Below are 12478 nucleotides of genomic sequence, written 5' to 3'. Positions count from 1 at the left end.
CCATGTCGCTCACTCAAAATATCGCGGAGTACCGCTACGGCATCCGCAACAACCTCGCCCAGTTTTCGCATCAGCTGGTGCAGGTGTTTTTCGTCGGCCTGACCATCGGCATGTTCCGCACCGTGGTGCCGGCGCTCGCCGAAACCGAGTTCGGCGTGGCCAAGGGCTCGTTCATGATGCTGATGGCCTTCGTCACCGCCTTCGGCTTCGTCAAGGGCACGCTCAACTTCGTCGCCGGCAGGCTGTCCGAGCGCATCGGCCGCAAGAAGGTGCTGTTCATCGGCTGGCTGGCCGCGGTGCCGATTCCCTTCATGATCCTGTACGCGCCAAGCTGGGGCTGGATCGTGGCGGCGACGGTGCTGCTGGGTGTAAATCAGGGGCTGGCCTGGTCGATGACGCAAACCTCCAAGCTCGATCTCACCAGCGCCGACCAGCGCGGCCTCACCATCGGGCTCAACGAATTCTCCGGCTATTTCGGCGTGGCGGTGGCGGGCATCATCACCGGCTATCTGGCGACGGCTTTTGGCCCGCGTGAAGGCCTGATGATATTTGGTTTGGTGGTGGTGTCTCTGGCTGGTTTGCTGACCTTGCTGTGGGTGAAGGACACCCTGCCGTGGGCGCATGCCGAAGGCAAAAAGCACGCTGCGGGGCTGATGACCGGCCCCACACCACGCTACCCCACCAACATTTCCGCGCAGCCCGGCACCTGGGAGGTGTTTACCCTGATGTCCTGGCGCGACAGGCGCCTGGCGGCGATCAGCCAGGCCGGCCTGGTGGAGAAATTCGTCGACGCGCTGGTGTGGGTGTTCTTCCCGGTCTACCTCTATCAACATGGCCTCTCGCTCGCCGGCATCGGCTGGGTGGTCGGCGTGTATGGCTTCGTCTGGGGCATCTCGCAGTTCGTCACCGGCCATTGGTCCGACCGCATCGGCCGCAAAAAACCCATCATTTGGGGCATGTGGCTGTGCGGTGCCGGCGTGGCATTGGTATTGATGGGCGAAGGCGAGCTGTGGTGGTCGTTCGCCGCCGCGGTGATGGGTTTCGGCATGGCGCTGCTGTACCCGACGCTGTCGGCCGCCGTCTCCGACATCGCCCACCCCAACTGGCGCGGCTCGGCGATCGGCATCTACCGCTTCTGGCGCGACCTCGGCTACGGCATCGGCGCGTTGCTGCTGGGCGCGGTGGCCGCGCTCGCCGGCGGCATCGAGGCCGGCTTCTGGTTCACCGCCGCCGCCATGTTCATCTCCGGTCTCATCGTCCTGCTGGCGTGCGAGGAAACCCACCCGCGCCTCAACCCGGCCGCCGATTGACCCCTTGATCCAATAGAAAGAAACGCCATGAACAAGCTACTGCTTGCCCTGTTCGCCAGCCTCGCCCTGCTTGCCGGGCCGGCCCAAGCGGAAGAGAATCCCGCCGTGGTCGATGCGCTGTCCGGCTACATGGATTTCGCCGAATACAGCAGCAGCCTGATCTGGCCTGAACAGATTCCTGCCGACGACTGGAAAAAGGTCTTCATCGTCGATGCGCGCGATGCCGCCCAGTATGCGAAGGAGCACATTCCCGGCGCGGTCAACATCGACTGGCGCCAGGCGGTGGTGCGCCGCGCCGAACTGCCGAAAGACCGCATGGTGGTGATGTACTGCAACTCCGGCTCGCTCTCCGCGCAGGCGGTGTTCGCCCTGCGCCTGCTGGGTTACGACAACGTCAAGGTGCTGCAGGACGGCATCGAGGGCTGGAAGGCCAAGGGCGGATTCGACGCCCATGCCCGCGCCAGCTCGCCCGCCGGGCACTGAACGCCGTGGAACTCGATCTGACGTTCCAGTTGGCGCTGCAGGGCCGCTTCCGGGATCTCGCCCTGTGGCTGCCCGTGCCGCAGGACACCCCGCAGCAGCGGCGGCTTGCGCTTGAAAGCGTCGGCAACCATGCCGAGTTGTCGCTCCACCGCGATCCGCTGTATGGCGCGCCGATGTTGTTCGTTCGCTGGCAGGGCGTGCAGGACGATCCGCAATTGACCGTTTCTACCCGGGTGGAAACGCGGGAGATGAACTGCGACCTCGCGCAGGCACGCGCAGACGCCCCGCTGCCCGAGGACACGCGCCGCTACCTGGCGGCTAGCACGCATGTGCCCGTCGAGGGCGAAGTTCGCACTCGGGCCGAGGCGATCACGCAAGGCCTGGACACGTCGGCGGACAAGCTCCGCGCCCTCTATGACTGGGTGCTGGCGCATGCCCAGCGCCGTTTTGATGTCGCCTGGTGCGGCCTGGGCGATGTGCCGGCGATGCTGGCGGCCGGGGAATTCTGCGGCAAGTGCGTGGACATCAACTCGCTGCTGGTTGCCCTATGCCGCGCGGCGGGCCTGCCGGCGCGCACTGTGCTGGGTGTCCGCGCCGCGCCGTCGCGTTTCGATCCCGCGCTCGGGGCTTCCGGCGACGTCACCCAGGCGCTGCATACCCGGGCGGAGGTGTATCTGGGCGGCCTCGGCTGGGTGCCGGTTGACCCCGCCGATGCATTAAAGCTTGCCGACGCAGGCGTACCCGACACGCTCCAGCGAGAGGTCAGCGCCTATCTCTTGGGCAGCGCCGAAGCCAACTGGGTCGCCTACAACCACGCCCGCGACTTCCAGCTCGCTCCCCCGGCAACGGGCGGACCGCTCAATTTCTTCACCGTCCCGTATGCCGAGACTGACGGCATGCCGCTCAATATCGAAGCGGGTACGCAGGGGTACAGCATTTTCAGCCACCCGACCGGGTCTTAAGTCCGGCCAGACGACGCATCAATATTGTTTGAATTTTTGAGGGGGAGGATATGGACATTCTTGGGATACTCGCCGGCATAGTGACCGGCGTGGTGTTGGGTCTGTTCGGCAGCGGCGGTTCCATCATCGCCCTGCCGGCGCTGCTGTATCTGCTCGACGTGGCGCCGAAATCGGCTATTGCCATGAGCCTGGGCGTGGTGGCGATCACCGCCACCTTGACGGCCTTTGACCATTGGCGGCGTGGCAACGTAGTCGTGCGGGTGGCGCTGGTATTCGGTTTGTTTGGCGTGATGGGCACCTTCGCCGGCGCGCGGCTGGGTTTGCTGACCCCTGTGGTCATTCAGCTCGGCTTGTTCGCCTTGGTGATGTACGTCGCCGCCTGGCGCATGTTGAAACCCGCCAAATTAGTTCCCGCATCCCCCGTTGCGGAATCGGCGAACGGCGTGGTTGCCAACGGTAGCGGCACGGCTGCCTTTAGCAGTTGCCACGATTTTTTCTCACCCTGCATGGGCCACATCGCCCTGCACGGCATCGGTGTCGGCGTACTGACCGGTCTGGTTGGGGTGGGCGGCGGCTTCCTGATCGTGCCGGCGCTGGTGCTGCTCTCCGGTATCCCCATGAAACAGGCGGTGGGCACTTCGCTGGCCATTGTCGCCGCCAAGTCCTACGCCGGGTTTGCAGGCTACATGGGCGGTGTGCCGATTGACTACGCCCTGATGGGCGCGTTCACGGCCGTCACCGTGGTGGGCAGTTTCATAGGCACGCGATTGGCGGGACACGTCTCGCAGGCCACCCTGAAAAAAGCTTTCGCCTGGTTCCTGGTGGGGGTGGCCAGCTACATACTGCTGAAGAGCGTGATCGGGGACGTCCTGGCATGAAACGCACCGTTGCCGCCGTTCTCGCGATGTCGGCCCTGCTCGCCTGGGCGAACACGGCGGCCGCCCGGCCCCTGGAAGCCGGAATCCGGCAGCCGCCGCCGGAGCAAGCCATGCGCTGCGAGTCGTCGGCCCAGGCCGGGCCGCTCCCTGCGCTTCATATTGAAGTGTGCAAGGCCTGCAACCTGAGCCACGAAGACATCTCCGCCATGAAGCAAGGCTACGCGGTGGCGGCGCATGCCGCGGGCTATCGGATCGATATCCTGGCCACGACGCGGGTGCACATCGTTGAAACCGGCATGCTGGAAAATGGCACGCCTTACGCCAGGGGCGAAACAGCGGGCATGTGGTTTCGGGTGGGCAACCCCGACCCCGGCGAGACCCTTGGCAGCATCGCCGGTCGCATGACGTTCGTGATTCTGTCCGGAGCCCGATAAAACATTCGCTAGCGGAGGCTACTATGAAACTAGGCATCGTAATCAGTTCGAACGACCCTGAGACAGTATGGAACGCATTCCGTCTGGGTAAATTCGCGCTTGGGCAGGGCGACACGGTCAATGTATTCCTGCTCGGCAAAGGCGTCGAATGCGAGTCTCTGGACACGGAACATTTCGCCGTGACGCAGGCGATGCAGGATCTGGCCGACAGCGGCGGCAAGATCGACGCGTGCGGCACCTGCCTCAAGCTGCGCAACGCCGGGGCGGGCGGGGTGTGTGCCCTGGCCACCATGCAGGATCTGTATCGCCTCGCCAGCGAAAGCGATCGGGTGCTGACTTTTTAGGGAGTAGAACATGATGGACGGGATGGGAACATTTGGCATCTGGGCGCCCGGTTTCGGCTGGCTTTTCATGCTGCTGTTCTTGGGGCTGCTTATCCTGGGGATTTTTGCCCTGATTAAATGGCCGGCGGGTGAAGCAAGCAGTCGAGGCGCGCCAGCGCAGAAGAGTGCATTGCAGATTCTGGAAGAACGCTACGCGCGCGGCGAGATCGAGCGCGAGGCGTTCGAGCAGAAAAAATGCGATCTCAGTCGCTGAGACCGTTTTTAACAACCTCGCCGCCAAACCGGCAAAGGAGATTGCTATGGATTTCGCAGATATTCTGATTCATGTACATCCGACGTTGAGCACTGAGCAACGCGCAAAGATCGAGGAAGCGTTGAGCGGGAACCAGGGGGTGGTCTCCGCGCACTTCAGCACCGAACATCCCCACGTGCTGACCGTGGCGTACGATCCGGAGGCAGCCCACGCGGGGCAACTGCTCCAGATTGTGCGCGAATGGGATGCGGCGGCCACCATGGCGGGTTTGTAGTCTCGGCAACTTCGGGGGCGGACATGAACCTGACCTTCTGAAATGTGCGAATTATTCGGCGCCAGCAGCAGCACACCCCGATCCCTCTCCCGCTGGCTGCGCCCTTTTCGATTACGCGGTGGCGAATCCGCCGACAATCCCGATGGCTGGGGTATCGCCTTTTGGTCAGGCGGTCATCCAAATATCGAGAAATCTCCAGAACCCGGCTGGAGCAGTACACACTTCTTGCAATTGTCGGAAAACCTGGCTTCAGACCTGGTGATCGCCCATGTCCGCAAGGCGCGGCATCCACCCGTGCCCAGCGTGGAAAACACCCATCCGTTTGTCCACCCCTGCTGCGGCCGTGAATGGGTATTCGCCCACAATGGTCTGGTATCCGACGTTGCCGAATCGGCGCCCAATCCGTCTTGCCATCCGGTGGGCGAGACGGATTCGGAGCACGCCTTCTGCCAGATATTGGCCGGGATCGCCGGAACATACGCCACCGACGATCATCAGCCTTGGCTCAATGCGCTGAATCGCCTCGCCGATGCCATCGCCACCCGGGGTAAATTCAATTTTCTGCTCTCTGACGGACGCATCCTGATGGCCTACGGTCATGATCGGCTCCACTACCTGGAGTCATCGGATGGTCGCGGCAGCTTCGCGTTGGTTGCGACCGAGCCGCTTGCCGACGGCCCGTGGCAGCCGTTCGCAGATCAAGAGCTACGCGTGTACAAGGATGGCGTGTTGCTCGCCCGCTATTCTCCGCAGGGCTTTGCTCAAGCTTCGTCCGAACTGCCAGATAAGGGCGCGGCGTGAGGCGGTTCTCATCCCGCGGCAACGTGTTGATCCTGGCGCTGAGCCAGGCCTTGATGCTGTGCGCCATTGTGCTGTCCATGGTGCTCGCCGCGATCCTCGGCGCCATGCTTGCGCCTGACAAGGGGCTGGCGATGCTTCCCGTCGCGGCCATGCTGATCGGCAACAACCGAGTTCCCCGATGACCCCTGCCCCGATTTACCTCGACTGCAACGCCACCACCCCGGTCGATCCGCGCGTGCTGGAAGCCATGCTGCCGTATCTCGCCGCCCACTACGGCAACCCCTCATCCGATCATGTTTACGGCCAGCGCGCCAAGGCTGCGATTGAGGTCGCCCGTGCCGAGGTGGCGGAACTGATCGGGGCGACGCCCCCGGAAATCGTCTTCACCGGCTGCGCCACCGAAGCCAACAACCTGGCACTGCTGGGAGCTGCGCGGGCAGCGCAGCCCGGCGGGCGCACCGTATTGGTGACGTCTGCCATCGAGCATCCTTCCGTGCTGAACCCCCTGCGCCATCTGGCACGGCAAGGCTGGTCATTAACCGAGCTGCCGGTGGATGCGGCCGGCAGGGTGCAAGTGAATCATGCGGCGAACGCCATCACGCCGGAGGTGGCGCTGGTGTCGGTGATGCTGGCCAACAACGAGACCGGCAGCCTGCAGGCCGTGCGCGCGCTGGCCGATCTCGCCCATGCCGCGGGTGCGTTGATGCACGTGGATGCGGCCCAGGCTGTCGGCAAGGTGGCGGTGGACGTGCATGCGCTGGGTGCCGACCTGCTGACCCTGGCCGGCCACAAGTTTTACGCGCCCAAGGGCGTGGGGGCGCTGGTTGTGCGAACCGGCGTCGCGCTCGAACCCATCCAGTACGGCGCCGGCCACGAACACGGCCTGCGCCCCGGCACCGAGAATGTGCCCTATATCGTCGCTCTGGGCGAGGCGGCGCGGCTGGCACGGACAACGCTGGCGCAGGAAGCCGCACGCATGACAGCGCTGCGCGACCGCCTGCACGGGCTGCTCGCCGCCGTCATTCCGGGTCTGCGCCTCAACGGTCACCCGACCGAACGCCTGCCCAATACGCTCAATATTTCCTTCCCCGCTGTGGCGGGCTGGCAGGTGCTGGCTGCCGCTCCTGCCGTAGCCGCGTCCACCGGTTCTGCCTGCCATGCCGGAGACCACGCGGCGAGCGGCGTGCTCGCGGCGATGGGGCTGGCACCGGAAGCGGCTGCAGGCGCGGTGCGCCTGTCGCTGGGCCGGTTCACGACCGAGACCGAAATCGATAGGGCGGCCGAAGCATTGATCGGCGTCTGGAAGTCGCTGACGGCATGAACCCCGCCGACTACGACGCCTGGTACGACACCCCGCGCGGGCGCTGGATCGGCGAGGCCGAATACGCGCTGGCCGCGCGCCTGCTCGCGCCGCAGGCGGGCGACAGCCTGCTCGACGTCGGTTGCGGTAGCGGCTGGTTCACCCGCCGTGCCGCAGCCGACGACCTCGTCGCCACCGGGCTCGATCCCAATCCCGACTGGCTGGATTTCGCGCGCGCCCACAGCAGTCCGGCATTGAGCTGGGTGGAAGGGGATGCGCGCGACCTGCCGTTCGCCGATGCCAGCTTCGATCATGTGCTGTCCATCGCCGCGCTCTGTTTTGTCGATGACGAACGGCAGGCCGTGGCCGAAAGCGTGCGGGTGGCGCGTCGCCGTTTCGCTATCGGCTGGCTCAATCGGGACAGTCTGCTGTATCGGCAAAAGGGCAGGGGCGGCGGCAGCGGTGCCTATCGTGGCGCCCGCTGGCACAGCGCACGCGAAGTGCGTGAGATGTTCGCGGGTTTGCCGGTAAAAAACCTGAAGCTGCGCTCGGCCATTTTCCTGCCTTCGGGATCGGGCTTCGCCGTCCGGCTGGAGCGGGGCGTGCCCAACGTGCTGCCTTGGGGCGGCTTGTTGCTGGCAACCGGTGAAAAAGCCTGATTCGTTACTGTCCTTGCGCTTGGGGATGGGTCACGGGCGGTGTGCCGGATTGCGCCCGTACCCATCGGCGCTGGGTGCGGGCGCGTCCGCCTCTGGCAGCGGCTGCGGCCGCGCCAGGGCATAGCCCTGGGCGTGGTCCACGCCGAGCTCCTTGAGCAGGGCAAGAATCGGTGCGCTCTCTGCGCACTCAGCCACGGTTTCGATCGCCATCACGTGTGCCACCCGGTTGATCGCATCGGCCATGGCCCGCGTCAGGCTGTCCTCGGCCAGGGTGCGGATGAAGCTGCCGTCGATCTTGAGGAAGTCCACCGGCAGCTGCTTGAGGTAGGCAAACGAAGACATGCTGCTGCCGAAGTTGTCCAGGGCGAACAGGCAGCCCTCGCGTTTGAGCGCCCGGATGAACTCAATGGCGCGGCTCAGGTTGGCAATGGCCGTAGTCTCGGAAATCTCGAAACACAGCATGTCGGCTGGCACACCATGCTCGGCCAGCAGGCCGCACACGAATTCGGCCAGGCGCTCATCCGCAAGTGAACTGCCCGAAAGATTGACGGCGAAGATCGGCCGCTCGGCCAAAGGCGCGTGGCGCTGCTGCACCGCGTGGTGACTGATCACCTCACGCACCACCCAGCGGTCGATGGCAGGCATCAGGTTGTAACGCTCCGCCGCCGGCACGAAGGCCATCGGTTCAACCACCCGCCCCTCTTCGTCCAGCAGGCGCAGCAGGACCTCGTGGTGCGGGCGGCCCTGGCCGTGCTGACCGAGCGGCGCGATGACCTGCTGGTAGAGGCGGAAGCGGTTGGTGTCGAGGGCATGGGTCAGGCGCGACACCCATTGCATTTGGGTGTGCTGCTGCGTGAGCAGGGCGTCGTCCGGCTGGTATAGGTGCACCCGGTTGCGACCCTGCTCCTTCGCCGCGTAGCAGGCGGCATCGGCGGCGGCGAGCGCGGCGGATACGCTGCCGATGGTTGCGGACAGCGGCACCAGGCCGATGCTCACGCTGACTGAGAACGGCTTGCCCTCCCATACGAAACGATAATCCTGCGCCGCGTCGCGCAGTTCGGTGGCAATGCGCAGCGCCTGGTCCAGCGGGCAGTGTTCGAGCAGCACGCCGAACTCGTCGCCGCCCAGCCGTGCCAGGGTGTCTCGACCGCGCAGGCGCTCATGCAGACGCGCTGTGATCTGTCGCAGCAGCTGGTCGCCCGCGGTGTGGCCGCAGGTGTCGTTCACCACCTTGAACCGGTCGAGGTCGAGATAGAGCAGCGCGTACGCCTCGCCGTCGCCCCGAATCTCGATGAGCATCCGCTCCAGCTGGCGTTCGAACTCCTGACGATTGACCAGGCCGGTGAGCGCGTCGTGCGTCGCCTGGTACGAAAGCAGGTGCCTCAGGGCTTGCGACTCGGCGACGTCGTGGAACACCACCACCGCGCCACTGACGCGTTCCGCCTCTTGCCCCGCTTCACGCAATGGCTGCGCCGAATATTCCGCCGGGAACGAACTGCCGTCCTTGCGCCAGAGCAGTTCCACCAGCCCGTGGGTCGGCTGACCCTTGTGGAACGCGTCGTAGATGGGGCATTCTTGTGCCGGATAAGCGCTGCCATCGGCATGGCTGTGGTGAATCAGGCTGTGGGTCTCGCGCCCCAGCAGTTCGTCGCGGGCATAGCCAAGCATCGTCAGCGCGGCCTCGTTCACGAAGGTGCAGCGTCCCTCGGTGTCGAGCCCATAGATACCCTCGCCGGCCGATTCGAGCAGCAGCCGGAAGCGGGCTTCGCTCTGCCGCAGCGTCTGCTCGGCCTGCCGGCGCTCGTCGATTTCTTTCACCAGGTTGACGTTGGCCGATCTGAGCATCACGGTCTGTTTTTCCAGTTGGCCGGTGCGTTCGGCCACTAGTATCTCAAGATAGCTGCGGTGAAATTCGAGCTCCGCCTCGCGCTGCTTGTCTTCGGTGATGTCGATCAGCACGCCCTGCAAGCACAGCGGCGTGCCAGCCGCGTCGTGCACCACGCGGGCTTCATCCAGGAACCAGCGCGGCTCGCCGTCACGCGTCAGCAGGCGATACTCGCAGCGCAACGGCTCGCCCGATTCGTAGCTGTGGGCGAAGGCCGCGAGCACCCGCGCCTGGTCGTCCGGGTGGATGCGGTTGAGCACACCGTCCGGGTTCGCCAGCCATTCGTCCGGAGAAAACCCAAGACGCTGAATCTGCGGGCTGACGTAGAGCAGGTTGCCCGGCACATCCAGCGCGGCGGTGAAGGCGATCGCCGGAATCTGTTCGACCAGGCTGCGATACCGGGCCTCGGCAGCGCGCAGCTGTTCTTCCGCTGCGCGCTTGTCGGCGTGCGCCTGGCTCTCGCGCAGCACGCGATGGATCACCGTCGGCAGCAGCTTGAGGTAATCGCCCTTGCCGTCCTTGACCAGGTAGTCGCGCGCGCCGCGGCGCATGGCGTCGACGGCAATCGCGATGTCCTGGGCACCGGTCAGCAGCATCACTGGCACCGGCATCTCGCCGCCGTCCGCGGCGAGCTCGGCGAGAAACTCCAGACCATCCATGTCCGGCAGGTGGTAGTCGAGCAAAATCAGATCCGGCGCCGCCGCGTGCGCGCGCTGCAGCCCGGCGCGCGCCGTGTCGGCTTCCTCCACCTCGAATACGTAGCCGGGCTGCGCCGCCAGCGCGCGGCGGCAGGCGAGCCGATCGACGGCGTCGTCCTCGACCAGCAGCACACGCACGGTGACGTGGCTCATTGTGACAGCTCGGAGAGCGTCCAGTAGGTGTCGATGGCGCGCACAGCTTCCACGAACTGCTTGTAGTCCACCGGCTTGCGGATGTAACCGGCCACGCCGAGATCGAAGCTGGCCACCTTGTCCTGCTGCTCATCGGAAGTGGTGAGCACCACCACCGGAATGCGCTTGAGTGCGGCATCGTGCTTGGCCACCTGCAGGAACTCGATGCCCCCCATCACCGGCATGTTGAGGTCGAGCAGGATGATGCACGGCATGACCTGGCCCGGCTGGCGCAGGTAGCTGAGCGCCTCCTCGCCGTTCTCCGCCTGCACCATCGGATTGCCCACATGCAATTCCTTCAGGGCGCGGCGCACGGTCATGGCGTCCACCTCGTCGTCTTCCACCAACATGATTGCCTTGCAAGTTGTCTTCAATTGCGTTGCTCCTGCTGGGTTGTGCCGCTACGCGGCAAGGTAAAGAAAAAGGTGCTGCCGGCGCCCGGCTGGGATTCGATCCACACGCGCCCGCCGTACATCTCGACAATTTTTTTCACCAGCGACAGGCCGACGCCGGTGCTCTCCACCCGGTCCTTGGGCGCGAGGGTCTGAAACAACTGGAAAATCCGCTTGAAGTGCCGCGTCTCGATGCCCTGACCGTTGTCGCTGACGCTGAATTCCCACTCTTGATCGTGGTCCACGCAGCCGACGCGGATCAGGCCTTCTGGCTTGTCCAGATACTTGATGGCGTTGGACAGCAGATTCTGGAACACCTGCAGGATGCGGGTGCGTTCGGCGCGAACCGTCGGCAGGTCGGGGGCGACCTCGACACGGATCTGCGGCGGCGGCGCGAGCATCGCCAGTGCTTCCTGGACGATCTCGTTCACATCCACCGCCACCACCGCCTCGCGCACGCGGCCGACGCGCGAGTATTGCAGGATGCCGTCGATGAGGCTGTCCATGCGCCGCGTCCGCTGGATCAGCAATCGCAGATGCTCTTTGCCCTCGGCATCGAGTTTCTCCGACTGGTCGGTGCTGATCCAGTCGGCGAGCGAGCCAATGGCGCGCAGCGGCGCCTTCAGATCATGGGAAACGACATAGGCGAAATTCTTCAGCTCCTCGTTCGCGCTTTCCAGTTCGTGAATCAAGCGTGCCTGGCGTTCTTCCGTCTGCTTGCGCAGGCTGATGTCGTGCACCAGGCCGGTGAACAGGCGGCGGCTGCCCACCCGCATTTCGCTCACCGCCAGCTCGATCGGAAAGGTGCTGCCGTCCTTGCGCTGCGCCACCACCTCGCGGCCGAGGCCGATGATGCGTTTCTCGCCGGTGGCGAGATAGTGCTCGAGATAGCCGTCGTGCGCTTCGCGATAGGGGGAGGGCATGAGCTGGGAGACGTTCCTGCCCAGGACTTCGTCCCGTCCGTAGCCGAACAGGCGCTCGGCGGCGGGGTTGAAGGAATCGATGGTGCCGCGTTCGTCGATGGTGATGATGGCATCCACCGCCGTCTCCACGATGGCGGCGAGCCGCGCGCTCTGCTCGGCCAGCGCTTCCTCGGCGCGCTTGCGGCGGGTGATGTCGTGCACCGTGGCCAGCACATAGCCGCCTTCCAGCGGGCTCAGGCTGACATCCGCGGCGAACTCGCCGCCGTCCTTGCGCAGGCCGTACAGTTCAACCCCGCTGCCCATCACCCGGCTGCCGGGGTGCGCCGTATAGTCCTGGCGCCGGGTGACATGGGTGGCGCGAAAACGCGGCGGAATCAGGCTTTCAACCGACAGCGCGAGCAATTCGGCCCGCGTATAGCCGAACAGCGCTTCGGCTGGCGTGTTGGCCAGCACGATGCGTCCGCTCGAATCGGTGATAAGCATGGCATCGGCTGCCGATTCCAGCAGCCACAACAGGCCTTTTTGTTCCAACCCTTTGATGAAAGTTCTCCCCCGGCGTTCCGGGCTGTCAAGAAGGCCAGCCTGATGCCTAATTGCTTAATTGGTTTATTGAGCAATATACATGCCGTCCCGGACGGACGCTATCTTTGGCTTTGGCGCAAGCGTGGTACTTAATGAGGATTGTCTTTT

General features: G+C 64.8%; 15 protein-coding genes. 12 read left to right on the top strand and 3 right to left on the bottom strand.

The features are described from left to right. The first annotated feature begins 2 nt into the window (after positions 1 to 2). From ABW22_RS16180 to ABW22_RS16130, 12 genes are read left to right on the top strand one after another with little or no spacing between them, the layout of a single operon-like run. Entirely contained in the window at positions 3 to 1310 is a 1308-nt protein-coding gene (locus ABW22_RS16180) for an MFS transporter (RefSeq protein ID WP_059759323.1), read from the top strand. A gap of 27 nt (positions 1311 to 1337) precedes the next feature. Then, positions 1338 to 1793: a rhodanese-like domain-containing protein gene (locus tag ABW22_RS16175; protein WP_059759320.1), complete on the top strand. Its 456-nt coding sequence runs from the start codon at positions 1338 to 1340 to the stop codon at positions 1791 to 1793. Between the two features lie 5 nt (positions 1794 to 1798). Next, the gene (locus ABW22_RS16170) at positions 1799 to 2755 is read left to right on the top strand and encodes a transglutaminase-like domain-containing protein (RefSeq protein WP_059759316.1); all 957 of its coding nucleotides are present in this window, start codon (positions 1799 to 1801) and stop codon (positions 2753 to 2755) included. A 50-nt stretch (positions 2756 to 2805) separates the two neighbouring features. Next, on the top strand, positions 2806 to 3633 hold the full coding sequence (locus ABW22_RS16165) for a sulfite exporter TauE/SafE family protein (RefSeq protein WP_059759313.1): 828 nt from the start codon (positions 2806 to 2808) through the stop codon (positions 3631 to 3633). Beyond that, the gene (locus ABW22_RS16160; RefSeq protein WP_059759310.1) at positions 3630 to 4067 is read left to right on the top strand and encodes a hypothetical protein; all 438 of its coding nucleotides are present in this window, start codon (positions 3630 to 3632) and stop codon (positions 4065 to 4067) included. The genes ABW22_RS16165 and ABW22_RS16160 overlap by 4 nt, the downstream gene beginning before the upstream one ends. 23 nt (positions 4068 to 4090) lie before the next feature. Then, positions 4091 to 4411 (top strand): DsrE family protein, encoded by a 321-nt coding sequence (locus tag ABW22_RS16155; RefSeq protein ID WP_059759306.1) that lies wholly within the window; start codon positions 4091 to 4093, stop codon positions 4409 to 4411. Positions 4412 to 4421: 10 nt separating this feature from the next. After that, entirely contained in the window at positions 4422 to 4664 is a 243-nt protein-coding gene (locus ABW22_RS16150) for an SHOCT domain-containing protein (RefSeq protein WP_059759303.1), read from the top strand. A 46-nt stretch (positions 4665 to 4710) separates the two neighbouring features. After that, complete coding sequence (locus tag ABW22_RS16145; RefSeq protein ID WP_059759300.1) at positions 4711 to 4938, top strand: heavy-metal-associated domain-containing protein; 228 nt, start codon at positions 4711 to 4713, stop codon at positions 4936 to 4938. Positions 4939 to 4980: 42 nt separating this feature from the next. Beyond that, the gene (locus ABW22_RS16140) at positions 4981 to 5739 is read left to right on the top strand and encodes a class II glutamine amidotransferase (RefSeq protein ID WP_082709057.1); all 759 of its coding nucleotides are present in this window, start codon (positions 4981 to 4983) and stop codon (positions 5737 to 5739) included. Between the two features lie 26 nt (positions 5740 to 5765). Further along, entirely contained in the window at positions 5766 to 5921 is a 156-nt protein-coding gene (locus ABW22_RS16975) for a hypothetical protein (RefSeq protein WP_193393322.1), read from the top strand. Then, a complete protein-coding gene (locus ABW22_RS16135) occupies positions 5918 to 7060 on the top strand; it encodes a cysteine desulfurase family protein (protein WP_059759293.1) in 1143 nt (380 codons plus the stop codon). The genes ABW22_RS16975 and ABW22_RS16135 overlap by 4 nt, the downstream gene beginning before the upstream one ends. Beyond that, a complete protein-coding gene (locus ABW22_RS16130; protein WP_059759290.1) occupies positions 7057 to 7698 on the top strand; it encodes a class I SAM-dependent methyltransferase in 642 nt (213 codons plus the stop codon). Before ABW22_RS16135 ends, ABW22_RS16130 begins: the two co-directional genes overlap by 4 nt. A gap of 30 nt (positions 7699 to 7728) precedes the next feature. On the opposite strand, the gene ABW22_RS16125 is transcribed toward ABW22_RS16130, so the two are convergent. Genes ABW22_RS16125 through ABW22_RS16115 form a run of 3 tightly spaced genes read right to left on the bottom strand, consistent with a single transcriptional unit; the run spans position 7729 to position 12301 of the window. Further along, positions 7729 to 10434, bottom strand: a complete 2706-nt coding sequence (locus ABW22_RS16125; RefSeq protein ID WP_059759287.1) for an EAL domain-containing protein — start codon at positions 10432 to 10434, stop codon at positions 7729 to 7731. After that, the gene (locus ABW22_RS16120; RefSeq protein ID WP_059759283.1) at positions 10431 to 10847 is read right to left on the bottom strand and encodes a response regulator; all 417 of its coding nucleotides are present in this window, start codon (positions 10845 to 10847) and stop codon (positions 10431 to 10433) included. The genes ABW22_RS16125 and ABW22_RS16120 overlap by 4 nt, the downstream gene beginning before the upstream one ends. Continuing rightward, positions 10844 to 12301, bottom strand: a complete 1458-nt coding sequence (locus tag ABW22_RS16115) for a sensor histidine kinase (protein ID WP_269083917.1) — start codon at positions 12299 to 12301, stop codon at positions 10844 to 10846. Before ABW22_RS16115 ends, ABW22_RS16120 begins: the two co-directional genes overlap by 4 nt. Between the last annotated feature and the right edge of the window lie 177 nt (positions 12302 to 12478).

Source organism: Thiobacillus denitrificans (assembly GCF_001530125.1).
In the GTDB taxonomy this organism is placed as follows: domain Bacteria; phylum Pseudomonadota; class Gammaproteobacteria; order Burkholderiales; family Thiobacillaceae; genus Thiobacillus; species Thiobacillus denitrificans_C.
This window is presented reverse-complemented; position numbering and strand designations above follow the sequence as displayed.